The sequence below is a fragment of the Candidatus Bathyarchaeia archaeon genome (assembly GCA_038873195.1).
Taxonomy (GTDB): Archaea; Thermoproteota; Bathyarchaeia; order Bathyarchaeales; family Bathycorpusculaceae; genus DSLH01.
In genome coordinates, this window is record JAVZEV010000002.1 from 94,559 (window position 1) to 119,473 (window position 24,915).

Genomic DNA, 24,915 nt, shown 5'->3' on the forward strand with positions numbered 1-24,915 from the left:
CTTTCTCACTCACTTTTAAAACTCTGGCTTGGCTTTCCCCAATTTTTTGCATAAACACGCCTTTACGAAACCGTAATATTCGGGTTCTGGCTTCACAGGGCGACTTTTAAATTCTCCATGAAATTGGGACGCAAAAAAGAAGAAATGATTTGGCAACTCCAGAATCTCCATTCTTCTTCCATCTGCACTCTTTCCAGAAAAAACTAATCCATTTTTTTCAAGTTTATCCAGATAGTCCAAGTTGACCTCGAATCTGTGTCTGTGGCGTTCGTAGATTTCTTCATCCTTGTAAAGGCTATAAGCTAGCGTGTTTGGTTTTATGATTATTTTGTGGGCGCCTAACCGCATTGTAGCTCCTTTAATTTCTATTCCACGCTGTTCTGGCATAAGGTCTACCACCGGGTTGGGTGATTGCGGATTGATTTCTGTGCTGTTTGCATCTTTTAAGCCGCACACGTTACGCGCAAATTCTATTACAGCCAACTGAAAACCATAACATATTCCGAGAAAAGGCATGTCGTTTTCTCTTGCATATTTGATTGCCATTATTTTTCCTTCAGTTCCTCTCGGACCGAAACCGTAAGGCACAAAAATTCCATCAAAGTTCTTCAAAATTTCCAGTTCCTTCGGGTTTTGTTCAAATTTTTCGGCTTCAATGTAACTGATGCAAACTTTTGTCTTGCAAGCGGCACCTCCATGACGCAACGCCTCGTTCATGCTTACATAACTATCTGTTAAGCCAGCATACTTGCCAACTAATGCAATTTTGACTTCATATTGAGGGTTTAATATAGCGTCAACAAACTTTTTCCATTCCTTAAAATCTTGCAATCGTCCCGAAAAACCTAGTCGTTTACAGATAAACTCGCCCATTCCTTGCTCGTCCAAAATAAGTGGAACTTGATAAACTGACTCAACATTGTAAGAGCAGAAAACCGCGTTTTCCGGGATTGTTCCAAAAAGAGCTATTTTCCTTAAAGATTCAGAGTCTATCATTTCTCGGCTTCTTGCAACTATGGTGTCTGGTTGAATACCGATACGCCGTAACTCATTAACACTGTGCTGCAAAGGTTTTGTTTTCATTTCCTTCGTAACATCTAAAACTGGAACCAACGCAACATGCACATACAAAGTGTTCTCGTAGCCCTCTTCCAAACGCATCTGACGGATGGCTTCCAAAAAGGGCAATCCTTCAATGTCGCCTACCGTTCCGCCGACCTCCGTTAAAACAACATCCACTTCAGAAGTTTTGGCAACCGCTCGAATTCGATGTTTAATTTCATTTGTCACATGCGGCACAATTTGAACACATCTTCCTAGAAAATCACCGCGTCGTTCTTTTTCAATAACTGCCCTATACACTAAACCTGTAGTAAGATTGTTTTCTTTTCTCAAGTTTAAATCAAGAAAACGCTCGTACCAGCCCAAATCCAAGTCTGTTTCGCCGCCATCGTCAGTCACGTAGACTTCGCCATGCATGTAAGGATTCATTGTTCCAGCGTCAACATTCACGTAAGGGTCAATCTTTATGACTGTTACCTTTAAGCCTCGTGCCTGCAACATTTTTCCAATAGAAGAAGTTACAATACCCTTTCCAACCGAGCTCAGCACGCCGCCTGTAATAAAAATGTACTTAACCATGATTCCGCCTCTGCAATAACAAAAGCATACGCTCGAATCTACATTTAAATTTATTCTAGAAGCTTCTTTGCGTAAACAAGCAGAACACTTATGACTACCGTTGCGTCGAAGCATTCACCTTTTAAAATTTCCTCAAATAGTGAATCAAAATCAACCATTTCAATTTCGGCTATCTCAGTGGTATCAAAATGTTCATTTTTACATTTTACCTTTGCAAAGAATATTTCTACAACTGCTTGACTGCTTGGGCCACGACTGAATCTACCAATCCAATCAAGTTTTTCAGCAGTAAAACCAGTTTCTTCTTCAAGTTCTCTCAGAGCGGCTTGAGAAGGTGTTTCGCCATTTTCTATGGCACCTCCTGGGACATCGTAAACAATTCTTCTGAGAGGATGACGATACTGCTTTGTCAAAACCATCTTCTTATCTTCTGTGAAAGCCGCTATAATGACAGCTCCATTGCTTTTGAAGTAAACGTATTCATAAGTTGTTCCATCACCAAATTTCACGCTATCTTCTAAGATTGTTATACCATGTTTATTGTAAATAGGCTTTGATGTTAAGATCTTTACCGAACAAAATTTTTCACTCAAATGTTTTGATTCCCCCTCTTAATATACCTCTAATGTTTGAAACGGTATATTTTTGAGAATCTCTTATTAGAGTTTGTTTGAGGAAGAGAGCAACTTGAGAAGAAGCCCAAGCGTGGTCTATTGGCTTGGAGAGAACTTGTATCTGAACATTACTAACAAATGCTCTAACAACTGTTATTTCTGCATAAGGAATTTCAAAAGTGGAGTTTGCAACTTTAACTTAAAACTTCCGAAAGAACCATCCGTCGAAGAAATTCTAGACGAACTTATAAAAGTTCTGAACCTAAAAAATTGGCATGAGATTGTGTTTTGTGGTTTTGGTGAGCCCTTGGAGAGACTGGATTGTCTTTTAGAGGTTGCACGTTGGATAAGGAAGCATTACGGAAAGCCAATAGGCATTCGCGTGGACACAAACGGTCAAGGTTTTTTGCTAAACAAGAATAGAGACATCATCACAGAATTAAAAGCTGCAGGCGTGGATAAGGTAAGTGTCAGTCTAAACGCTCATGACAAGGAAACATATAATCAAGTTTGCAGACCAAAATTTGAAAACGCATTTGAAAACGTATTAACGTTTATTGAGGAAACTAAAGGAAAATTTGATGTTGAGATTACAGCGGTAACTATTCTCGAAGTTGACCTTTCAAGGGTTGCCAAGATTGCCCAAGAAATAGGCGTGAAATTTCGAGTAAGAGAATACATTCCGGGTTTCTGGTGAATCTTGTCCTTTAACGATTTTCTGCTTGCTCTATAATTGATGTTATTTGTTCTCTTTTAAGGGGAAAACCATGAAAGTATTTCCCTCGAATCTTCAAATCTTTAAGAAACGTATCCTTTATCGATAATGGGTTTTCGAATTCTTTAACATAAGTGAATTCTATTGCCTTCTTCCAACCGTGTTTTTCGCATTCAAGTTTTTCTTCTTCAGAAAGCTCATCAATTGAGTATAAGTTCCCTATTTCACCATAGCCTACAACAGCATCGCCCTTGCCAGTCTTATGCATGAAAAGTATGGTTTGTCCCGGTTTCCATTTTCTGCGAGCGTTAGTGTAGTAGATTGCCATGTTAAAGACTTGCTCTACCCACTGTTTGGTGGCTATTCTTAAAATGTAACCGTCAGCTTCAACCATCAGAGACTCCGGTATTACTATTCTATGGGTTTATAGCTATTTTAATTTCGGTTTTTGATGTAGATAGTATGTTAAATGCTTCCGTAATATTGTCTAATTTTATTTTTCTTGTTATTAGCGGTCTTACATCAATTGTTCTAGACGCTATCAAATTAAGGGCTTTTCTGAAATGCAACGGCGTCGTGTGGAAAGCGCCCATAACTGTTACTTCACCATAATGCAGCATTTCCGCGTTAACTTTCACTTCCGTTCCAGGAGGACAGCCACCAAACTCCAAGACTGTTCCACCTTTCCTAACAAGTCTAAGGGCTTGCTCCCATGTAGCTGGCAACCCTATTGCTTCGATTACCACATCCGCACCGTAACCACGAGTAAATTTACGAACAGCCTCAATAACATCCGTTTTTCCAGCGTTAACTGTTTCATCAGCGCCGAGCTTTTCTGCAAAATTCAGTCTCTCCTCCACAAGGTCAATCATTATTGCCTTTTCCACGCCCATTTTCTTAACCGTCAACATATGCAGTAATCCAATTGGCCCAGCACCAATTATAGCCACGGAATCGCCCAATTTAACATCCGCTTCTTCAACGCCATGCAAAACACATGCCAAGGGCTCAGTGACGGCTGCTTCTTCAAAAGAAACATGCTGTGGAATTTCTTGCATGTTCACCAAAACCATCCGCGCTGGAACCTTAATGTATTCTGCGTAAGCACCCCAAAGCCAAATCATATTCTCGCAAAGATTATACTTGCCCTTCTGGCACATTGTGCAATGCAAACAAGGCGCACTGTTGCCAGCACGAACACGCATCCCTCTCATAGGCCATTCCAAATTCTCTCCTACTTCAACAACTTCTCCAGCCCACTCATGACCAAAAATTGTTGGAAGCTTTATAACCTTCTCAACATAGCCCCTCTGAAATATTTTTAAATCTGTGCCACAAGTTGTTGCTGTTTTCACTTTGACAAGAATTTCGCCGGCATTAACCTTCGGTTTTTCAACTTCCTCAACTCTTAGGTCTTTTACACCATAAAGCATGGCTGCTTTCATTCAGAATCACCCATCCAACACAACGACTTTTAAGCTTTCTTTATTCTTGAAAGCTGTTTCGAAAGCTTGTGCTGTATCGTTAAGCGAAAAACGGTGAGTTATCAACTCTTCCGCATTTATTTTTCCAGCTTCTATTAATTCCAAAGCCTCTCTTGTTTCCAAATGTGAAGTTGAATAGGATGGAATTATTTGGATTTCGGAAAAAAACAGTTCTTTCGGGCTTACCTGCAAGTATTTTCCCGGGTCAGTCGGAGCAAAAATGCAAAGTTTTCCGCCTTTTCGAATGACGCTTAAACCCGTCTTATAGGCTTCCAGGCTGGGTGCGGTAACCACCGCCACGTCCACGCCTCTCCCTTCAGTTTCAACCTTAACGATTTCCGTCAAATTTTCCTTTTCTGAGCTAACCACGACATCCGCTCCAAATTTTTTAGCTATTTTCAGGCGGTAATCAATTAAATCGCTTACAATCGTTTTTGTAGCTCCAAAAATTTTCGCTAATGCTGTGTGAATTATTCCAGTTGCTCCAGCACCAATTACTACTACCGAATCGCCTTTTTGAATATTACATTTCTTTAGAGCTCTTATGCAGCAGCCTATTGGTTCAATTAATGTTGCTTCTTCAAAAGACATTTTTTCTGGAATTTTTAACGTGTCTGTCTGCAAGTTAGGCGCTGGAACTTTGAAGTATTCTGCTAATCCGCCAGGTTTAATGTTCGTGTTGTGAAATTGCTCGCATAGTGTGTAATCGCCATGTTTACAATAATGACAAGATAAGCAAGCCACATGATGATGGACAAAAACTCTGTCGCCAATATCGAAATCCTTAACTTTTTTTCCTTTTTTTGCAATCACTCCAGAAGGTTCATGACCAAGAACAAGTGGAGCGCGAGTTTTCAAATACCACTCCATAAGGTCTGAACCGCATATTCCACAAGCCTTCATTTTTACCAAAACTTCGTCTTCTTGGATTTTTGGTGTAGGCATTTCCTCTATCCTTATGTCTTGTGGGCTATAGTACATAGCAACCTTCATTTTGATTCACTTGTCTTTCTATCACTGAACACTTAAGACTTTCCAAAATACGTTTTAACATATAAAAATGTCAATTCAAAAATATAAGCGATAGATAATTTCAATTTTCACGCAAAAAAAACATTGCTGAATAAAAGGTTTTTATAAAAGGAAAGCAAGTTATTTTCCATGAAAGCCGAAAAAATAGAGAAAATCTCCGGATACGCTTTCCTAATAATTGGATTAATCTTCATAATTCTCCCAGCAGTGCTGGCGCTCGTAATGTTTTTGACTGGTTGGCAAATCCCACAATTTATCCCCATTCAACCTGGAGAAACAGATAGTTACGTAAAGGCAGTTACAACCTTCAGTAACGCTTGTCTTGTATTCTTCATTTTTGTTATACTAGTTTGGGCAGGTTCCATCCTCTCAAGTCGTGGAGTAACACTGATAAGAGATGTAAAATTGAAGCTTGTCAAGAAAAGCTTACGTGAAGTAGAGGAAACCGCCGAAAAAATAGAGAATGAAGAATCTTAGCCTTTTTTTAGCTCTCTAATTCTGAAGCCCTTTCAATTTTTCCTTTTATACTTCGCAGAAACTCAGAGGCTGGAGCACCATCAACGATTCTGTGGTCATAAGAAAGACTCAGCATCATTCTCGGTTTGACCTCAACTTTCCCATCAACCACAACAGGTTTTTCCATTATTTTTCCTACGCCAAGTATGGCTGCTTCTGGAGGATTGATTATTGGTGTGAAAAATTCAACGTCATACATGCCGAGGTTTGTGATTGTGAACGTGCCACCTGTTAACTCTTCTTTGGATAGTTTTCCTTGTCTGGCTTTTTCCGTTAACCCTTTTATGGCTGCATCAATTTCTTGTAGGGACTTCTTGTCGGCATTATGGATGACTGGAACAACTAAACCATACTCAGTTGCAACGGCAACGCCTAAGTTTACATCTTCGAAAACTTTTATTTGATTTCCATCTAACGTTGAATTCAACAGCGAATGCTCGGCCAATGCTTTTGCAACAGCTTTTACGATAATCGTTGTATAGGACACTTGAAGTTTATTATGCAATTCTGCAGCTTCAGAAACATCAACCTCCATCACTACTGTACTGTGCGGAGCTGTTTTGAAGCTTGTTGAAACCCGCTCAGCAGATGTTTTTCTGAAACCACTTAACGGAATAACCTGCTTAACTTTAGGCAAAACCCCTCGACTTTCTTCTAAAAATCTTTTAACATCCTCCTCAACTATCCTTCCTTCAGGTCCACTACCTTTTACAAGCGATAAATTTACTCCATGCTCTCTTGCTAAACGTTTTGCAGCCGGCGAAGCCAAAACCTTCTCTTCTATTTCCCCAGTGGCTTGAGGCACTTCTGCACGAATTTGCTCTTCAGAAAACGCTTCATCTGGACCTGTTATAACAGCCAGAACAGCATCAACCAGAGCATCAACACCTTCATCTACTAAAATTTTCCGCAACACTCCAGAGGCTGGCGATTCCAAGTCATACGTGGCTTTTTCGGAAATTATCTCAACTATCGGTTCGCCTTTCTCCACAGCCTCTCCTTCTTTTTTGTACCATTTACCTACGGTGCCTTCTTTCATTGTTAAACTAAGTTTTGGCATGACAACCTTCGTAACCATTCTTAGACAACCTCTTTAACCGCCTTGATTATCGCCTTCTCATCGGGAATCACGTATTGCTCCAATGGTGGACTAAAGGGGATTGGCGTGTCTGGCTCTGCCACTCTTATTATCGGAGCATCTAAATAATCCAAGGCTTCTTCAGCTACTACGGCAGCAATTTCGGCGCTTACACCAGCAGTTTTGCAGTCTTCGCTTACTATGACTATTCTTCCAGTTTTCTTGACTGACTTTATTATTGCTTGCTTATCCAGTGGTGTTAGTGTTCTTGGGTCAACAACTTCTACACTTATGCCTTCTGCTTCAAGTATTTCTGCCGCTTTCAACGCCTTATGAACCATGTATAAAGTAGCTACTATTGTTACGTCAGTTCCTTCTTTCTTCACATCAGCCACACCAAAAGGAATAGTGTACTCTTCTTCCGGAACTTCTCCCTGAATCGGATACAACAGCTTATGTTCACAGAAGAAAACAGGATTGTTACCACGTATGGCTGATTTCAAAAGTCCTTTTGCATCATAAGGCGTGGAAGGCACAGCCACATGCAAACCTGGAACATGCATAAACCAAGCTTCCAAACTTTGAGAGTGATGAGACGCAATGTTTACGCCAGCTCCAAAAGGTGTTCTGATAACAAGTGGGCAGCTTATTTGACCACCAAACATATAGCGTATTTTTGCTGCTTGATTTGCAATTTGGTCCATCGCTAAAGCGGTTAAGTCTCCAAACATTATTTCTGCAACTGGACGCATGCCCGTTATTGCAGCGCCAACAGCCGTGCCGACTATGGCATTTTCGGAAATAGGTGTGTCGCGGACTCTTTCATCTCCGAATTCTTCTGCCAAGCCTTCGGTTACTTTGAAAGCGCCTCCCCAGTACTTGCCGATGTCCTCACCAAGCAGAAAAACTGTTGTGTCTCGGCGCATCTCCTCTCTTAAGGCCTCTCTTAAGGCTTCTTTATATGTTATTTTTCGCATACTTTTCTCTCTCCAAACTTAAGCGTAAACATCCTCCAACGCTTCTTCCGGCATGGGAAACGGGCTTTCTATGGCAAACTTGACTGCTTCTTCAATTTCAACCGAAACTTCCTTTTCAATATGCTGAATTTCAGCTTCACTTAACACCTTTGTATGTATGAGTTTTTCTTTGAAACGCTTAATCGGGTCTTTTGCCAGCCATTCTGCTACCTCTTCTTTAGGTCTATACCTTGCCGGGTCAACGCGTGAATGCCCCTTATGTCTGTAAGTTTTACATTCGATTAATACTGGGCCTTCGCCTTTTCTGGCTCTTTCAACTGCCTTTTCTGCGACTTCATAAACTGCTAAAACATCGTTGCCGTCTACAACAACGCCTGAAATGCCATAAGCTATTGCTCTATCAGCTATGTTTTCTATATTCATAACTATTGATTGGCGTGTTCCCATAGCATAGAGGTTGTTTTCGCAGACGAATATTACTGGTAGTTTCCATATTGACGCCATGTTTATGCCTTCGTGAAATGTGCCTTGATTTGAAGCGCCTTCCCCAAAGAAACATACTACAACTTGGTCTGTCCGCCTAAGTTTTATTGATAAGCCTGCACCGACTGCGATGGGTATCCCAGCTCCGACGACCGCGGTTGCGCCTAACATGCCTATGCTGAAATCTGCTATGTGCATTGAACCGCCTTTGCCTTTGCAGTAGCCTGTTTTTTTGCCTAAAATCTCAGCCATTGTCCGTTTTAAATCGGCGCCTTTTGCTATGCAGTGTCCATGTCCTCTATGCGTGCTAGTAATATAGTCGTCCTTGCGAAGATTACTGCAAACGCCAACCGCCACTGCTTCCTCTCCAGCATAAAGATGAATTGTGCCTGGAACAAGATTTTGAGCGTAAAGCTCGAAAACTTTCTCTTCAAAAAGACGAATTTCAAGTATTTTTCTAAGCATCTGGGTGAGTTTGTTTTTTGGCAGATTTAACATGAACTTTTCCCTCAGCGCATTTGGTGACTTATACTTTTTCATGCTTTTATATTATTTGATGATGAGAGCACAAACCATATAGAATTAATTATTGTAGTATTCTGTAAAGGAATCCCTCATGCAGAAGTCCTATTCACGCTTGCTTGGCATAGTTGGAAAACCAAACACTGGCAAGTCCACCTTCTTTTGTGCTGCAACTTTGGCTCCTGCTGAAATTGCAAACTACCCCTTCACGACGATAAAGCCGAACAGAGGCGTTGGTTATGTGCGGACTCCATGTGTGCATGAAGAATTTAATGTTAAAGACAATCCAGTTAACTCTCTATGCTTGGATGGCATAAGGCTTATTCCCGTGGAGTTCATCGACTGCGCTGGTCTTGTTCCGGACGCTTGGAAAGGAAGAGGACTTGGCAATCAGTTTCTGGACGAAATCAGAAAGGCAGACGCTTTAATTCACATCGTTGACGCTTCCGGCGGAACAGACTGTGAAGGAAGACTATGCAAGGCTGGAGAACATGACCCAGTGGAAGATGTTCGCTTCTTAGAACGCGAAATAACTATGTGGATGGCAAACATACTAAAACGTGACTGGCCCAAAATCGCCAGAACTGCAGAATCCGAAACAAGAGACCTTTTCTCAATGCTGGAAGAACGATTAAGCGGTTTAGCAATCCGGCGGAGCCACATGATTGAAGCAGTTAGAAAGACTGGCTTAAATGCTGAAAAGGCAACGGCTTGGAGCGAAGAAGACTTCTTAAAGTTCGTGGACATGTTAAGACGAGTTGCCAAGCCCATGTTAATCGCGGCGAACAAGATAGATGTGCCTCCTGCAGAGGAAAACTTGGAAAGACTCAAAAAATTGGACTACCTAGTTGTTCCTTGCTGTGCAGAAGCTGAACTCGCGTTAAGAAGAGGAGCAGAAAAACAGTTAATAGATTACCGACCTGGAGACTGCAACTTTAAGATACTTACTCCAGAAAGATTAACTGAAAGCCAAACCAAAGCATTGGAAACTATTAGAGAGAAGATTCTTCTCAAATATGGCTCTACGGGTGTTCAAGATGCAATAAACACGGCTTTCTTCAAGCTCTTAAACATGATTACCGTTTACCCTGTAGAGGATTTGGAGCATCTAGCAGACCATAACGGGCGAGTTTTACCAGACGCTTACCTCGTGCCCTACGGAACGACAGCCCGCCAACTTGCCTACTTAATCCACACTGAGCTTGGCGAAGGGTTCCTCTACGCAGTTGAAGCTCGACAAAGAAAACGAATCGGAGAAGATTATCCACTCAAAGACGGAGACGTCATATCAATTGTAAGCACAAAGAAAAGAGCTTAATCTCCTTTTTTACGCGCCAAAGCGTCTCTTGCGTTTTTGAAAAGTTCTAACCGCACGTAGAAGGTCTATTAAGCGGAAATCAGGCCAGTAAACATCTAGGAAGCAAAGTTCGCTGTAAGCTGATTGCCACAGTAAAAATCCGCTTAGTCTTTCTTCGCCTGACGTCCTGATTATCAAGTCCGGGTCTTGCTTAGGCATGTAGGAGGTGTACAAGTACTGCTCAAATAGCTGTTCGTCTACTTTTTTTGGGTCTATTTTTCCTTCTTGCACTTTTTCGGCAATTTTTCTTGCGGCATCCACGATTTCTGCTCTTCCTCCGTAGGCAAAGGCGATGTTTAAGAAATGCTGGTCATAATCTTGCGTGGCCTTTTCTACATCCATTATTAATTTTTGCAGACTCCCAGGCAACAGATTTATCCTGCCAATCACCTTTACGCGTACTTTGTTCTTGTGTATGCGTTCGTCCGTGAGAATTTTCCGAAATTCCTCTTCTGCAATTCGCATAATTTCTTCGACTTCATTTTCTGGTCTAACGAAGTTCTCTGTAGAGAATGCGTACAGCGTTATCGATTTAACATGAAGCTTCTGACACCAATCAATCAGATCTTCAACTTTTTTTGCTCCTTTTTCGTGTCCAAGCCATGGGTCAAGGGCTTTGCCAGACGCCCATCTTCTGTTTCCATCTAGGATTATTGCTATGTGTTCCAGTTTTCCGCCGTTCTTAACTTGGTGCCAGAGCCATTTTTCATAGAGTTTGTATGCTCCAATTATTGAGAGTAAAGTTTTAAACATCATTTGCACCTTGCATTTCGAAGGGCATTAGCGCATGGGCATTTATCCCCACGTTCTAGGGGTAAAACTTTAATGGTTTCAATTAAAACTTGCTCTAGCTTAGGCATGAGTGGTTCGCAGATTTCATGAACTTCATGTGTAGTCAACTTTTCTTGCATGCCAGCAGCCATGTTTGAAACGTAACAGAAAACAGCATAGCACATCTCAAGCTCGCGTGCAAGCACAGCCTCGGGTATTCCAGTCATCCCAACAATATCGCAGCCTAAACGTCTAAACATTTCAATTTCTGCCGGAGTTTCAAAGCGAGGGCCTTCAGTGCACACCAACACAGCCTTATCCCATGTTTTTAATCCGATTTTTCTTGCGTTTTCAGCCAAAATTTTGCGAATTTCTGGACAGTATGGCTGAGAAACGTCAATGTGAGTAACTGGTGCTTCATCGTAGAAGGTTGTAGAGCGTAATTTCGTGAAGTCGATAAAATCGTGAGGAATAACGATGTCGCCGGGTTTGAAATCGCGGTTTATTGCGCCCACAGCGTTTACGGCTATTATTCGCGTCACATCAATTTCATGTAAGGCATAAACATTTGCCTTATAGTTTATCTTATGTGGCGGAACCAGATGTTTTGGGCCGTGTCTTGGAAGAAAAACAACTTTTTTCCCCTCTATGCTGCTAATAGACAGTGGTGGAGCTATTCCGTAAGGTGTTCCAACGTGCAGCCGCTTAGCATTTTTAAAGAAGCTTTCGAAACCGGTTCCACCGATGATGGCAATTTTAGCCTTCTCCAAGATTTTCAACCTGCTCTTCTGTCTTCCTGAAAAATCCTTTTGCAGACCTATGAACCACGAAGACAACTAGAACTGAGGCTATGCCTATCAAGATGCCAACAACGATAGAAAGGATCAGCTTGTCGTATCCCAACTCTGGTCTAATTAACACGGTCGAAGTTTCATCAAGAATTACTCTGGACCACGCTACAGAAGCGATTAACGCAGCATTACGCAGTAACCTGCTATCACGTTCAAAATACCAACGTATAGTTCTTCCAACCAGCGTTACAGAAATTCCAACTATTATAAGGTCCATAGCCCCCTTGATGAAGTATCCAGTTAACTTCGGTAGAATACTCAGCCAACCTGCCATGTCTACTGGCGGTGGCGTTTGTATCGCAACAAATGATGCAGCATTATTCCAGCCAAGGAAAATGCCAATGCCTATGCATAAGGCTCCCGCAACTGCGGTATAATTTGAAATCTGTACTGGGAGAGGTGGCGGTGAATATTCTTTTATCCATTGGTAAAAGTTCTTTACTGTTTTGTCAATTCCGAAGCCTTTCACAAGTAAGAATGTGCTCACGACGAAAATGAATGCTATCCAATAATAATAGAGTAGATTGAAGAATGAGAGAATTCCCCATATTAGTATAAGCAACCCTGGCAGGCCTAGTGCAATGCGGGAATAACGCGGATTTTCCATGAGCATTTTAAGATAGCGCGTGAATAAGGCTGCTGTTTCTTCGATTGATTCACTGTGTTTTACAACTATTCTTCGAACAGATGTCACTGGCACTCTAGACTCTATAAGTGGCAACACCGCTTGATCAGAGTATCCATCAGTAACTAAAATAACCTCGCTTGCAGGAAAAGAAGTCAATAGTTCGTTTAGTTCAGCAACTATTTTTCTGTCAGCGCCGACTCCGCCAAGCTCAGAGCCAGCTATTGTTGCTATTTCAAACATTTCTTCTGGTTTGTTTTCGCTTTTTAATCGGTCATATATGCTTACGGCTTCAAACATTGCATTCGCATCTGGTTCTTCCGGGTCTTTTAGGGCTAATGCCACCGCCGCATTAAGGTTCTCATCTCTTCCAATTACGGGGGTTTTAACATTAGTTTTTATTCCTAAATCGCCATCTCTATCCACACATAGAATAAGAATTTTTTTATGCTCTTCTTTTGCTTCTTCGGCTGCCATCTAAGTCTCTATTCTCCTATAGTTAATTAAGAGTATTTTACTTTAATCTTGTGCTTTAATTCCCTTTTCTGCTAGTAGTTGAAACTCTTCCCATGTCAATTTCTCGCCTCGTCTAAGTTTTTCTCTTGCTTGACTCTCAAGTTTTTCGCGAAGGATTTCCTCTGTTTCCTTTTTTTCTTTAGCTTCTGCCTCTTGAATTTCTTCTCTCAGCTTTTTTATCTGATTTGAAATTTCCGTCATTTGCTCGCGGAGTGGATTTGCTTTTTCTTTTGATTGTAAAAAGAGCTTGTGCATGTTATCTGCTTCCGTTTTAATTTTTTTGGATTCTTCAATTTTCTCAAGCATTTTTTGGTGAAGCTTTTGGCTTCTTTGCGCGGTTTCCATCAGTTTTTCATGTTGAAGTTTGCCTTGGTCTTTGAGAGTTTTAATTTCAATTTGTAACTTCGAGATTTGTTGGTTTAATTGATTAAGTTTTTTATGGACGCTTAGTTGAGTTTCTAACTGCTTAACTTTTTCAACAAGTTCCTTTTCTTCCCCTAACTCTAATGGTGTTGTTTGAATTTTCCATTCAATGCTTTCAATTTCTTTTTGTAAAATCTGAAAGCTTTTGGGAGGCTTTCTTGGCGTTAAAGTTTTGATTTCTTCTCTTAGCTTCTTTATTTCTTCAATCTTTTCGGTAATTTCTTTTTTTGAGGCTTCTCTTTGCTGTTTAAGTTTTTTTACTTCCTCGTTTAGTTTGTCTCTTTCATTTTTTAATTCCGCTATTTCTGCGCGTTTTTTCTTGAACTGCTCGTTTAGTTTGTCTCTTTTTTCTGCCAATTCCATTGCTTCTGCATCTAGCTTGCTTTTTTGTTCCTTTAATGCCAGAAACTTTTGAGTTAACTCTTCGATTTTCTTGGTTTTCTGCTGCTTTGACAATTAATCTTCCTCTTGTTTGTGCATTCCTTGAATGTGTTTGATTAGCTTTACTAATTATTCGATGTTAAAAAAGATGCAGTTACTGCTTTTAAACTGGCGTTTTTGCGGATTTTGCGTGCCAGAAAAGGTTTCTTCCTAGTCAAACTTTCATATCTATTCGAGGATTATTCTTGCATCTACTGTTTTCGCTCCCTTTTCGTAAACCATTATTGGGTTTAGGTCCAACTCTTTTATTTCTTGATGTTCCATCACCAATTTTGACGTACTCAGCAAAATTTTAACTATTGCGTCAATGTCTGCTGGAGGCTGATTTCTATATCCTTTTAACAGCGGATACGCCTTAACTTCTGTAATCATTTCTCGGGCTTCATCTTCAGTTATGGGCGCAACACGAAAAGTCACGTCTTTCAGAACTTCCACAAAAATTCCGCCCAGCCCAAACATTATTGATGGCCCAAATTGTGGGTCTTTGATTGCGCCGACTATAATTTCTGTTGATGAAGGCGCCATTTCCTGCACGAGTATTCCGGTAATTTTTGCTTTTGCATTATGCGTTTTGACGTTTTGTAGGATTTGTTTGTAGGCGTTTCGAACTTCTTTTGCATTCTTTAGATTAACAATTACGCCGCCAACATCAGATTTATGAAGAATGTCTGGCGAGACAATCTTTAAAACCACAGGATACCCTATTTTCTCTGCAAACTTAACAGCTTCCGCTTCGTTTCTTGCTAATTCAAATTTTGTAACAGGAATCCCATACTCCAAACATACAGTTTTAGATTCGTTTTCGAGGAGATTTTTCCTTCCTTCTTTATACACAACGTTGAATAATTTTGATGCAATAGTCAATGTTCATCATCCTTCACGAGATATCTACGAGGGAAATTGAAATTCTGTTATTCCACATTAATAAATCATTTTGGTTGGATATTAAGGAGACCACATCTTATATTCCCATTTATAGGTCCCGTTATCCTTTAAAATCCAAGCATCACAACCAATTTGTCCACTAATCCATCTGTTGTTTGTTTCATCCCAATAATGCCAGAACCAGTATTTTTCTTCTGATGGAGCTGCACTGACATTGTTAATTGAATTTACAAGTATGTGACCCGGTTCCATCCATGAGTAGTAGGTGTATGTCACTTCTGTCATGTTGTGTGTCAAATCGAACAATGTTGTGCCATGAGGAACTGAAATATTGTGCCATTCTACAGTTCCGTTTCCGTAGTCAATGCATAAATTTACTTTTATAGCACTTATTTTGTCCATAAAACTCTCGAGTTCTTTTGCTGCTAGGTCTGTTAACAATTTATAGAAATCATTAAGTAATGAGTTAAATTCCTCTCGTGTTATACTCTGCCCGTTCAATGTTCGGCTTAACAAATTATTATATGTTTCATTTAGTTTTGGAAATCTGTTCAATGCTAATGTGTAATTATTACCCATATTAGAAAGTAGATTTTTGTATTTGTCCACGAATAAGGAGAGATTTTCGCCAAAATGGTAGTATTCTTCAAGCAGTGAATTATAGTCTCTCGATAGCAAATCCAGCTTAGTTATCGATGTGTAATAATTTTCAGTTAATTCAGTAAGCAATTGTTGCTTTTCATATGCTTGTTTTTGATATCTCATCTGCTCAAGATAGTAATAGGCTGCAAATCCTGAGGTTATTGATGCCCAAACAGTAATTGCTAATGTTATGAACACTATTGTTCTTTTTTCAACCAATTTTTTCCACCACCAAAAGCTGATTTACCGCTTTGATTAACGGGAAGAAAGCTAAACCAAACACTGCAATGTTCGACGCTGTATGGATTAGTGAAAATGGCGTGCCATACCCAAGTGCGGTTATTACTGCCAGAGCAGGGTCTGTTCCAATAATCATATAGAAAAGAGCCATCCCAATATTGGTTACTAAATCATAAAACACCGTCAAAGCCGCCCCAAGAACCGCAGTTTCAAGCGGATTTGGCCTTTGCGTGTATTTCTTATATAAACCGCCAACCACACCAACCACGCTCATACCTAACATTTGAAAAGGCATGTTTAAACCAGCAAACCCCCACGGTGATAAAAATCCATTAACGAACATAACAAAACCTCCAAAAAACGCTCCAACAAACGGACCAAACAAAAAGCCAACAACAAACGAAAAAAGAGAAGTAAACTCAACATTAGGCGGTCTCGGAGCCAACTGAACCGCTAAGCATAATCCTGCTAAAACACCAAAAAAAGCTGCTGCACGTGAATTTTTGAGTGGGTTAAGCATAGATGTTGGATGGATTATCCATCCATATAAATCTTTCCATTTGCTTACTCTGAAACGGTTAAGAAAGCGAAAATTTTTGCATCATTAACCATGTTTTCGATTTTTGTGTACTCATTCGGTTGGTGGGCTGTTTCGTCTATTGTGCTCCAGACTACTGCGGGAATATTTATTCTTCGGAAGAATGCGGCGCATGTTCCTCCACCAATTCCACCTACTTTGGGCTCTACTTTTTTGATTTCTATTATTGCGTTTTTTAGCATAGTGACTATTTTGGCGTTTGCGTTTGTGGGTTTTGGTGCAATGCTTTTCTGTAAGACTTCAATTTTTATTGTAGCTTCAGTTTTCTTTTCATATTCTTTTGCGAGTTCTTCAATTTCGTTCAATATTTCTTCTAGGTTGTATTCTGGTAGGATTCTGCAATCAAAATAGGTTATGTCTTCTCCTGGAATTATGTTCACAGCGTCGACATTTTTTTCTTTCTTTGTCGGCTCAAATGTGCTCTCTGGCGGATTGAAATACTGGTTCTTAAGCGAATATTTTTCGTGTAACATTTTGTCCAAGGCTGATGCGCATTCCATTCCAATGCGATGTGCATTCAAGCCCTTGTTTGGCATGCTAGCATGCGTTTGCTTTCCAATGGTGCGCACTCTAAACCACAAGGCGCTTTTTTCAGCTATTTCAATGAAGCTTCCATCTTCGTTTCCTCCATCTGGCACAACGATTAAGTCGCTTTCTTTGAAAACTCCTTGTTTCGCCAAATATTGAATACCGTACCTGCTTCCCTGCTCTTCATCTGCAACAAAAGCCAGAGCAACAGTTCTTTTCGGCCTTATTTTCAGACTTTTTAAAGCTTTAATAGCAAAGATTGACGCAATCATAGACTGCCCGTTGTCTTCGCTACCACGTCCATAAACTCGTCCTTCATGGATAGTTGGCTCGAAAGGTTTCGTAATAGTCCAAAGGGAATTTTCTCCTGGTGGAACTACGTCTAAATGCGTTATTATCCAAAGTCGTTCAGACGTGTTTTCTCCGTAAGAGTATGCTACAATGTTTGGTCTCTTTTTTGAAGGAACACGGTTGTCTTCTGCATCGAAGTGTTCTATCTTGTCAAAGTCCATGCTTTCCAATAAGTGCATTAGTTTTTCAGCTTTCTTCGTTTCCCCTTCTCCACCATTTTCTGGAGCAATCGCTGGAATGCGGATAAGCTCAATTAACGCGTCAACCATCTCGTCTTTTTGTCTGTCAACTTCTGAGAGAATGTTTGAATATTGCATACGCCTCACACACATTTAGGCAATTAGTAGAGTAACAGCTTATCATCTTTAACGTTTGCTGAAACAAAAAGAATTGGAACTTGTGCAGTTTCTAGCTCAGCTGCTGCAAAGCCTTGAGTCGTTTTACTATGTTGGGGTGTGTAGAGAAAATCTCGATGATTCTGTCAACTGTTGTTACTTTCTGTGAAAGAATTTCTTGGACTAGTTTTTGTTCGCTAGAGCTTGACATCGTTGCTATTGCCATGGCATCTGCTTCTGCGCGGTCCGGGTCAGCAATGAATAAAGCTTTAAATGCGTTTAGGTGTTGCGTGTCATTTCTGGTTCTTCGCAGGTTTTTTGACGCTTGAACTATTTTTGCTAGGCCTTCGGAAAGTTTTCTCGAGCCGTCATCAACAATTTGCACGCTGTGTCTATCTGCGTAGTATTCGCGTAGGCGGCTTAGATATAATATGAACATGTTTAGAAGCCATGAGAAAGCCATGAATCCTAAGCCTAACGCGGCTCCGCCACTATCATTTCTCTGTTTGCTGTATCTTGACGAGAGCATAAGTGAAAAGCCTATGTAATAGAATAACGCTGGCAAAAGAGAAACAAACATCATTATCTGTACGTCTCTATGCTTCAAATGTCCAAGCTCATGTCCAATAACCGCCTCAACTTCTTCTGGCTCCAAAGTTTTCAATAATCCACTCGTGACGGCTACTCGGTTTCCTGCTATGGGCGAGCCATAAGCAAACGCGTTTGGAATGGGAATTTGTGCAAGCATTAACCTAGGCTTTTTCATTCCACTTTTCTTGCTTAAGTTTTCGACAACTTCATGGAGCTTTGGATTTTCAGTTTCAGGTATTTCGCGTGTGCGATAAAGCCCGTCGATTATGTATGGTGATATCAGCCACTGGAGAATGTTGAAGGCGACAACTAAGACGCCTAAAGTGATAAGGTCGAAAACGCCTGCCAGCGTTAGAACTACAGTAAAAACTAACGTGGATAAGCCAATTATTATGGCTAGAGTTCCGAAGATGGAGAGTCGAAGTTTCCAAATGCTCATTTTTTTATCCCGATAATGTTCACGAAACATATACTTGCTTATATTTTTTGCTCCACAAAAAGCCGACTTGTTATTCTGCAGAGAATTGATGGAATAAGTTAGTTTTAAATGATTGGTTGGTTAACGTGTTTGTATGAGTGTCCTTGTAGATGATGTTGGAAGTTTTCCGTTGCCAGTTAACGTAGATAGAAGAGTCTTCGAGAAGGCGTATGTTTTAGCTAGAAAGGCGATGCTAGGTGGAAAAGACATAAAAGACGACGATTTTTTATTAAACAAGTTTTACCATGTTGTAATTGACTCGTTTAAGAAAAAACTTGATACGGGGTTAGATGTAACCAATTACCCGCAGCATTATGACATACACAAGCAATTTTCAGATTTAATACATGAATCAATGAGCAAAGGCACATACGTTGTTGAAGATGAACACGCAATAATACCAGAAGTGAGAGTAATCCAAGAAGCTGCAAAAAGACTCTATGAAGAAAAAAAGAAAAAAATTTTATTACGCGTCTGCGTCACTGGACCCTTGGAGCTATATGCCAGAGAACTTGGAACAACTCCGTATAAGGATATACTTCTGATGTTTGCGGAGACAACGAGACGATTTGCAAAGAATGCTATATTGGATTCCAAATACGTTAAAACCGAAGTTGTTTCCATTGATGAGCCAAGTTTCGGCTTTCAAGACATAAGCATTGATAAGGAAACAATCTTGAATGTTATGGAGAAAGCCTTCGATTTTAAAGGAGCTACAAAACAGATTCATCTTCATTCTTCTTCGAGAACTGCAGAGCTGTTAGAAGTGAAAAATCTTGATGTAATATCTTTAGAGTATGCTGCTTCTCCTAAAAACATCGAAGCAATCTCAAGAAACATGCTTGAAAAAACAGACAAGCAGATAAGAATTGGTATATCACGAACAGATATAGACTCAATCATTGCCGAACTATATGAAAGAGGCATAACAAAACCACACCCAGAGCAGTTAGTTGAGGACGAAGAAACAATAAAAAGAAGATGTATTGTAGCTAAAAGCAGGTACGGCGACCGAATGACTTTTGCAGGACCAGATTGTGGCTTGGGCGGCTGGCCTACACAAGAGGTAGCTCAACTGCTTTTAAGGCGAACAGTGAACTCCGTGAAAAAACTTTAAAACCCATTTGTTTCTGCCAATTTAATGAAAAATTTGATAAAGGATTTCAGCGTTAATGTTATTTATGAAACAAGAAAATCTTGTAAGACTTCTCTTCGAACTCATTAAAAACTCAAAACGAAGCGATAGAGACTTAGCGAAAATTCTAGGCATTTCTCAGCCTACCGTAACTAGACTGAGGAAAATTCTGGAAAAAGAAGCCATAATACAATACACGGTAATTCCGAATCTTTCTTATTTAGACTTCGACATTTTGGTTTTCACGTTTGCTCGCACAAAAGAACTTGTCCATCCTCTTTGGGATAAAGGAAAGGAATGGGCTAAGCAACAACCGAACATTCTGTTCGTATCTACCGGTCAAGGAATGGATTCAGACGCAGTTATGGTTTCCGTGCATAAGGATTATGCTGATTTTATCAATTTCTATCACATTTTCAGAAGAGATTGGGGCAAGTATTTAGAGGATTTTAAGACGTTCATAATAAGTTTGAAGGGCAGCGTCCAAACGAAACCGTTCTCATTCAACTATTTAATTGACGCATACAAAAAAGAATCAACTAAATAATAATCTATTTTTTTCTATGTTTTTTCTCTTTTTCTTTCATCGCTTCAAACAAAGCGTGAAAAATAGTATAACGCTCTGAACTAGCAGAGGAATGCTCATCATCGCTGTTCTTTCCGTTTTTGTTTACCAAAGCCTTCTCCGAAACTGTGGACTCTTGCATGATATATCAAGGATATTTCAGCTGATGACATATAACAAAGAAACAACACATAATCTTAATTGCACGCTTACCGGTTTTGTTTTTCTCTAAACTCTGAACTAACTCGAAGGAGTGACGCTATTGCTATAATTTGCAACGTAAGGGTATAAAGGATAATCAGAATAAAAGACGCGCTCAAATCAGCAAACAGACCAAATACTGCGCCGCTAATGACGAAGCCGACACCGTAAGCTGTGTTAAATATGCCGTATGCGGTGCCTCTGGAAGAAATTGACGTAAGTTCTGAAACTGCAGCACGATAGATTGATTCTTGCATTCCAAGAACTACGCCAAATATTATTGCGGCAACTATGATTGTAGGCAATTCAAAGCTGACTAGAGTAAGCAAAGAAGGAAACATTGAAAGAACAAACGGCACAACAAGAATTTTTACGCCAAACTTATCATAGGCGTATCCACTAAGCAACGCGACGGGCGCGTCTACACCCTGAATAACTAGATAGATTAAAGGAACAATCCACGTTTGTCCTGTAGGCTGTAGAATCTGTGATGCTCTATACAGAATAAGCGTGTAAGATATCAAGCCAGCAGTGTTCAAGAGAACAGCAAAAGTGTAAATATAGAAAGACTTTGGTAACCGTTCTTTCTTATCGCCTTTCTCTTGAAGTTCTACACCGATTGCCTTTGAACCTATTTTCTTGTAAGTATAAGTTAAAAACGCTAAAAGCATCAGAAAGGGTATGAAAAGAAGGCTCAGAGTGTAATTGTAATTGTTGCTGGTTAAAAACATCAAAGTAGCTACTATCGCAGGTCCAAGCATACCGCCTATCTGGTCCAGAAATTCATGAATGCCGAAGGCTTTGCCAGCTCCTACACCTTTACTTACAACAGATAGCACAGTATCTCTCGAAGGCGACCTGAAAGCCTTTCCAAACCTCTCAAGCAAAACAAGTATTATGGCTACTTCTAAACCGAGAGGGATACCCAAAAACGGAATGGCGATAATCAAGCCGTAACCTAAAAATATGAAAAACCAATAGGCACGAGTTGTATCTGCCAAAAATCCGCTAACAAGCCTGAAAGCGTAGCCTAAAAAATCTCCTAAACCACCCACAAAACCTACAATAAACGCTGTGGCGCCTAAAAGTTCCAGATAGCTTGGAACTATTCCTCTAGAACCTTCATAGACGATGTCGCCCAGCAAACTTACAATTCCGAGAAGAAGAATGGCAAGGTACGCATTTTTTCGACTATCTAAGTTTGTTTCTTGCTGCATTTTTATCTCCGAGTACCTACGCTTAATGGCTCTTTTACTTTTTTCGTTGTTGAATAAACCGTTTTATTGCTTTTTCATGCTTTTCCAAGGATCTTCCAAATGCTTCCGTTGCGTCTTTTTCAAGCCAGTTTAGATAGGCAAGGCTTACAACAATCACGTCTGCTATGTCCACTTCAATGTCTTTTCCAAATCGTCCCTCTGTAACGTATTTTTCTGCGACTTGACCTACTTGTTCTGCCAGAAGAGTTATGAAGAAACTAGATGTGAAAATCTCTTTTTTATGGGCTTCGTAGGAAATTTTCTTCACTGCTTCCTGAGCTTTTAATAACATTAACATCAAACCTTTCGCTTTACTCTTAAAAAATTGAAGTATATAAGATTAGAAGATGAGAAAGCTATTATTGCCTTTGGGCTCTAGCACTATCCCATGCCTGCGTTATTTCCTTAACAAGTTGCGGATAAAGCATGAAAATATCTTTAGGGTCTTCAACGTAAATGTAAAACATGTAATGTCTAGCAAAACTCGTTAACTTCGTCGATTGATATTCTGGCTTTCTAGGCAACCTTTCAACATAACGCTCAACAACGGCGTCTAAGATTTTTTCAAGTTTTTCTGTAGGCAAACTATGATCAAAAGTTAACTCAAATCCGTAACAAAATAATTTTGATTCCTCTTCTCTAAAACGAAAATTTATGATATCCTTGTCCAAAATTCTTAGAGTGCTTATAGAAGCAACACTATTTGTTGGCGTTAGAATTTTTGCGTAGTTCAACGTTATTTCTTGCACTATGCCTTCAACACCGTCTATGCGAACATAATCACCTACGCGGAATGGCCTAGTGACCAGGATAAACAGACCCGCTATTAGGTTTCCAATCGTGCGCGTAGAAGCAAAACCAACCGCGGCCCCACTAAGAGCTGAAAAACTAACTATTACATCTGCTGGGACTCCTCCGAGATGCAGAAGCGCCACAGTCGCTCCGACAAGTATTATGAGCCGCCCAGTTAAGACTAGTCCATTTCCAACTTCTGGAGGCATTTCAGTTCGCTTTATGAGCCGCCTCAGCCACCTTGTGATTAAACGCTCCAAAACGGCAGCCACAACGGCTATAACAATTACCCATATTACAGTAATCAAATATGGATATTCAGCAAAGATGTCGAAAGCCATCAGCTTTAAACTTCCTATATTAATAAGGAACAGTTAGACCAAAATCTAAACTTAAGTTTATCTGATTTTACGCTTGGAAAATCAAAGAGGAAGTTTTTGTTAGCGAAAGTTTTTATTGATGTTAGAAACTTACATTGGCATTACGTTAGAGGATGAAAAGTTATGGCTTTGCAGAAAGGAGACTTCATACTAATAGATTACACGGCTAAGGTTAAGGAAACAGGCGAAGTTTTTGACACAACCATTGAAGAAACCGCCAAGAAGGAACGTCTATATAAAGAAGGTGAAATTTACGAACCAAAATTAGTCGTAATCGGTGAAAGTTGGGTTCTCAAAGCCTTAGACGAAAGCCTAGCAACAATGGAAATAAACAAACCTACAACCGTGGAAATTCCACCGGAAAAGGCTTTCGGAGCCAGAGATTCCGAGAAAGTCAAAAGAATATCCTTGAAACACTTAGCCGACAAAGGAATAACTCCAAGTCTTGGAATGCGCATCGAACACGACGGAAAGATGGCTACCATACGCGCAATAGGAGCCGGAAGAGCTCTACTAGATTTCAACCCTCCTTTGGCAGGAAAAACTCTCATATACGAAGTTTCCATCAAAAAGAAACTTGAGACAACAGAAGAGAAAATAGCCGCGCTTATTCATCGCCGAATACCAGGCGTGGAACAAGCCAAATTCAAATTCTCGGTTAAGGAAAAAGCAGTCAGTATAGAAATGCCTGAAGAATCTTTCTATTTAGAGGGGATTCAAGTGGCAAAAAGAGGCATAGCCATGGACATACAGAAATTCTTCCCAAAAATAACCACCATCAAATTCACAGAAACCTTTAAAGCTGAACCTAAAACTCAAACAGAAAAGAAATCACAGTAGGTTCCATAGTAAAACTAGTAAGTATAGTGTTACGCGTTGAGACAACTTATAGAAAGTTTTTTATCCTCTTTACCTTCAACACATTGGTAATATCTGCTTAATGTGGTAGATGAAGTAATTTAGGGATTCAAAGATGATGGCTAGAGATGTTTACATAATTAATGAGGTTAGGACCACTTCTTTCAAAGATTATTTATGGATTAAAGCTAGTTGTATGGCATATTTTTTTCTGCAAATAGCGCATTCTGAAAGGGTGGTCTCATGGTAGAAGCGTTTGGAGCTAAAACCGCTGTCTCATTCGTTTTACCCGCCTATAACGAAAGCGAAGTTATAGAAAACGCTTTGGAAAGATTAGACTCCACGATTAATGGTCATGGTTTTCGTTATGAAGTGGTTGTTGTTGATGACGGCAGTGTTGATGATACTCGTTTGCGAGCTTTAAAATACGCGTCTAGAAATGGGCATGTCAGAGTCATTGGATATAACAAAAATATTGGGAAAGGGTTTGCAGTTAAAACTGGTTTTTGGCGCGCATCCGGAGGCGCTGTTGTTTTTATTGACAGTGATTTGGACATAGATATTGGACAAATCAGACGTTACGTTAAGGCTTTGGAAAATAGTGATATTGTTGTTGGTTCCAAATGGCATCCTAATTCCGTCGTGACTATGCCCCTCATTCGGAAAGTGTTAAGCCGTGTTTTTAATCTTCTGGTTAGACTATTAACAGGCGTTAAAGTTAGTGACACTCAAACTGGAATAAAAGCTGTTAAGCAAGAATCTTTAGTTGAGGTTTTTAAGTGTTTAAGCGTTAAACGTTATGCTTTTGATGTAGAGCTGCTGGCTCTTGCCAAAATTTTCGGTTTGAGAGTTATTGAATTGCCTGTGAAGCTAAAGATTAGCAAACTGTTCAGCCTTAAGGAGTGTTGGCACATGCTTGTTGATTTGCTCGGTATTGCGTATAGACTCAGAATTGCAAAGTGGTATCAGCACAGGTTTTCTTATCTTTATGGGTCAGGATAGATGCTATTAGCAATATTCAATAATTGATATTT

28 protein-coding genes are annotated in these 24,915 nt (G+C 40.0%); 7 read left to right on the forward strand and 21 right to left on the reverse strand.

Translation table 11 applies throughout. The features are described 5' to 3' along the window. Positions 1 to 15: 15 nt before the first annotated feature. Both QXW63_08655 and QXW63_08660 read right to left on the reverse strand, forming a co-directional pair. The gene (locus QXW63_08655) at positions 16 to 1,641 is read right to left on the reverse strand and encodes a CTP synthase (GenBank protein ID MEM3461958.1); all 1,626 of its coding nucleotides are present in this window, start codon (positions 1,639 to 1,641) and stop codon (positions 16 to 18) included. Between the two features lie 50 nt (positions 1,642 to 1,691). Further along, positions 1,692 to 2,234, reverse strand: coding sequence for an NUDIX hydrolase (locus QXW63_08660; protein MEM3461959.1), 543 nt, complete (start codon positions 2,232 to 2,234; stop codon positions 1,692 to 1,694). 94 nt (positions 2,235 to 2,328) lie between these two features. On the opposite strand from QXW63_08660, the gene QXW63_08665 reads away from it, so the two are divergent. After that, positions 2,329 to 2,952, forward strand: coding sequence for a TatD family nuclease-associated radical SAM protein (locus QXW63_08665; protein MEM3461960.1), 624 nt, complete (start codon positions 2,329 to 2,331; stop codon positions 2,950 to 2,952). A gap of 10 nt (positions 2,953 to 2,962) precedes the next feature. Here the strand turns inward: QXW63_08665 and QXW63_08670 are convergent, their stop codons facing one another. From QXW63_08670 to QXW63_08680, 3 genes are read right to left on the reverse strand one after another with little or no spacing between them, the layout of a single operon-like run. After that, entirely contained in the window at positions 2,963 to 3,364 is a 402-nt protein-coding gene (locus tag QXW63_08670) for an EVE domain-containing protein (GenBank protein ID MEM3461961.1), read from the reverse strand. A 22-nt stretch (positions 3,365 to 3,386) separates the two neighbouring features. After that, positions 3,387 to 4,415: a zinc-binding dehydrogenase gene (locus QXW63_08675; GenBank protein MEM3461962.1), complete on the reverse strand. Its 1,029-nt coding sequence runs from the start codon at positions 4,413 to 4,415 to the stop codon at positions 3,387 to 3,389. Positions 4,416 to 4,421: 6 nt separating this feature from the next. Beyond that, complete coding sequence (locus QXW63_08680) at positions 4,422 to 5,447, reverse strand: zinc-dependent dehydrogenase (protein ID MEM3461963.1); 1,026 nt, start codon at positions 5,445 to 5,447, stop codon at positions 4,422 to 4,424. A 168-nt stretch (positions 5,448 to 5,615) separates the two neighbouring features. On the opposite strand from QXW63_08680, the gene QXW63_08685 reads away from it, so the two are divergent. Next, positions 5,616 to 5,963: a hypothetical protein gene (locus tag QXW63_08685; protein MEM3461964.1), complete on the forward strand. Its 348-nt coding sequence runs from the start codon at positions 5,616 to 5,618 to the stop codon at positions 5,961 to 5,963. 7 nt (positions 5,964 to 5,970) lie between these two features. Here the strand turns inward: QXW63_08685 and QXW63_08690 are convergent, their stop codons facing one another. From QXW63_08690 to pdhA, 3 genes are read right to left on the reverse strand one after another with little or no spacing between them, the layout of a single operon-like run. After that, positions 5,971 to 7,080, reverse strand: coding sequence for a dihydrolipoamide acetyltransferase family protein (locus QXW63_08690; protein ID MEM3461965.1), 1,110 nt, complete (start codon positions 7,078 to 7,080; stop codon positions 5,971 to 5,973). A 2-nt stretch (positions 7,081 to 7,082) separates the two neighbouring features. After that, entirely contained in the window at positions 7,083 to 8,057 is a 975-nt protein-coding gene (locus QXW63_08695) for an alpha-ketoacid dehydrogenase subunit beta (GenBank protein ID MEM3461966.1), read from the reverse strand. 18 nt (positions 8,058 to 8,075) lie between these two features. Next, positions 8,076 to 9,038 (reverse strand): pyruvate dehydrogenase (acetyl-transferring) E1 component subunit alpha, encoded by a 963-nt coding sequence (pdhA, locus tag QXW63_08700; protein MEM3461967.1) that lies wholly within the window; start codon positions 9,036 to 9,038, stop codon positions 8,076 to 8,078. 118 nt (positions 9,039 to 9,156) lie between these two features. Between pdhA and QXW63_08705 the strand changes: the two genes are divergently transcribed. Further along, on the forward strand, positions 9,157 to 10,380 hold the full coding sequence (locus QXW63_08705; protein ID MEM3461968.1) for a redox-regulated ATPase YchF: 1,224 nt from the start codon (positions 9,157 to 9,159) through the stop codon (positions 10,378 to 10,380). Positions 10,381 to 10,389: 9 nt separating this feature from the next. Here the strand turns inward: QXW63_08705 and uppS are convergent, their stop codons facing one another. From uppS to QXW63_08750, 9 genes are all read right to left on the reverse strand, one after another. Further along, positions 10,390 to 11,172, reverse strand: a complete 783-nt coding sequence (gene uppS / locus QXW63_08710; GenBank protein ID MEM3461969.1) for a polyprenyl diphosphate synthase — start codon at positions 11,170 to 11,172, stop codon at positions 10,390 to 10,392. Next, positions 11,172 to 11,960 (reverse strand): S-methyl-5'-thioadenosine phosphorylase, encoded by a 789-nt coding sequence (gene mtnP / locus QXW63_08715; protein ID MEM3461970.1) that lies wholly within the window; start codon positions 11,958 to 11,960, stop codon positions 11,172 to 11,174. The genes uppS and mtnP overlap by 1 nt, the downstream gene beginning before the upstream one ends. Further along, a complete protein-coding gene (locus QXW63_08720) occupies positions 11,947 to 13,143 on the reverse strand; it encodes a DUF373 family protein (GenBank protein ID MEM3461971.1) in 1,197 nt (398 codons plus the stop codon). The genes mtnP and QXW63_08720 overlap by 14 nt, the downstream gene beginning before the upstream one ends. 42 nt (positions 13,144 to 13,185) lie before the next feature. After that, the gene (locus tag QXW63_08725; GenBank protein ID MEM3461972.1) at positions 13,186 to 14,061 is read right to left on the reverse strand and encodes a hypothetical protein; all 876 of its coding nucleotides are present in this window, start codon (positions 14,059 to 14,061) and stop codon (positions 13,186 to 13,188) included. Between the two features lie 153 nt (positions 14,062 to 14,214). Next, positions 14,215 to 14,904: an acetate--CoA ligase family protein gene (locus QXW63_08730; protein MEM3461973.1), complete on the reverse strand. Its 690-nt coding sequence runs from the start codon at positions 14,902 to 14,904 to the stop codon at positions 14,215 to 14,217. An 87-nt stretch (positions 14,905 to 14,991) separates the two neighbouring features. Continuing rightward, complete coding sequence (locus QXW63_08735; protein MEM3461974.1) at positions 14,992 to 15,792, reverse strand: hypothetical protein; 801 nt, start codon at positions 15,790 to 15,792, stop codon at positions 14,992 to 14,994. Beyond that, the gene (locus QXW63_08740) at positions 15,785 to 16,333 is read right to left on the reverse strand and encodes an ECF transporter S component (GenBank protein MEM3461975.1); all 549 of its coding nucleotides are present in this window, start codon (positions 16,331 to 16,333) and stop codon (positions 15,785 to 15,787) included. Before QXW63_08740 ends, QXW63_08735 begins: the two co-directional genes overlap by 8 nt. A 44-nt stretch (positions 16,334 to 16,377) precedes the next feature. Continuing rightward, the gene (locus QXW63_08745) at positions 16,378 to 17,607 is read right to left on the reverse strand and encodes a M20 family metallo-hydrolase (GenBank protein ID MEM3461976.1); all 1,230 of its coding nucleotides are present in this window, start codon (positions 17,605 to 17,607) and stop codon (positions 16,378 to 16,380) included. Positions 17,608 to 17,698: 91 nt separating this feature from the next. After that, the gene (locus tag QXW63_08750; protein ID MEM3461977.1) at positions 17,699 to 18,655 is read right to left on the reverse strand and encodes a zinc metalloprotease HtpX; all 957 of its coding nucleotides are present in this window, start codon (positions 18,653 to 18,655) and stop codon (positions 17,699 to 17,701) included. Between the two features lie 133 nt (positions 18,656 to 18,788). Here QXW63_08750 and QXW63_08755 point away from each other — a divergent pair, with 133 nt between their 5' ends. Beyond that, on the forward strand, positions 18,789 to 19,811 hold the full coding sequence (locus QXW63_08755) for a hypothetical protein (GenBank protein MEM3461978.1): 1,023 nt from the start codon (positions 18,789 to 18,791) through the stop codon (positions 19,809 to 19,811). A 64-nt stretch (positions 19,812 to 19,875) separates the two neighbouring features. Continuing rightward, positions 19,876 to 20,376 carry an Lrp/AsnC family transcriptional regulator gene (locus QXW63_08760; protein MEM3461979.1) on the forward strand — a complete coding sequence of 167 codons (501 nt, stop codon included), beginning with the start codon at positions 19,876 to 19,878 and terminating at the stop codon, positions 20,374 to 20,376. Between the two features lie 4 nt (positions 20,377 to 20,380). Here the strand turns inward: QXW63_08760 and QXW63_08765 are convergent, their stop codons facing one another. The 4 genes from QXW63_08765 to QXW63_08780 form a co-directional block, all read right to left on the reverse strand. Then, positions 20,381 to 20,506, reverse strand: coding sequence for a hypothetical protein (locus QXW63_08765; GenBank protein MEM3461980.1), 126 nt, complete (start codon positions 20,504 to 20,506; stop codon positions 20,381 to 20,383). 97 nt (positions 20,507 to 20,603) lie between these two features. Further along, positions 20,604 to 21,812 carry an MFS transporter gene (locus tag QXW63_08770; protein ID MEM3461981.1) on the reverse strand — a complete coding sequence of 403 codons (1,209 nt, stop codon included), beginning with the start codon at positions 21,810 to 21,812 and terminating at the stop codon, positions 20,604 to 20,606. 34 nt (positions 21,813 to 21,846) lie between these two features. Beyond that, a complete protein-coding gene (locus tag QXW63_08775) occupies positions 21,847 to 22,149 on the reverse strand; it encodes a hypothetical protein (GenBank protein ID MEM3461982.1) in 303 nt (100 codons plus the stop codon). Between the two features lie 61 nt (positions 22,150 to 22,210). After that, a complete protein-coding gene (locus QXW63_08780) occupies positions 22,211 to 22,984 on the reverse strand; it encodes a mechanosensitive ion channel (protein ID MEM3461983.1) in 774 nt (257 codons plus the stop codon). A 162-nt stretch (positions 22,985 to 23,146) separates the two neighbouring features. Here QXW63_08780 and QXW63_08785 point away from each other — a divergent pair, with 162 nt between their 5' ends. Both QXW63_08785 and QXW63_08790 read left to right on the forward strand, forming a co-directional pair. Beyond that, complete coding sequence (locus QXW63_08785) at positions 23,147 to 23,863, forward strand: FKBP-type peptidyl-prolyl cis-trans isomerase (protein ID MEM3461984.1); 717 nt, start codon at positions 23,147 to 23,149, stop codon at positions 23,861 to 23,863. A 261-nt stretch (positions 23,864 to 24,124) separates the two neighbouring features. Next, the gene (locus QXW63_08790; protein MEM3461985.1) at positions 24,125 to 24,883 is read left to right on the forward strand and encodes a glycosyltransferase; all 759 of its coding nucleotides are present in this window, start codon (positions 24,125 to 24,127) and stop codon (positions 24,881 to 24,883) included. Positions 24,884 to 24,915: the final 32 nt, after the last annotated feature.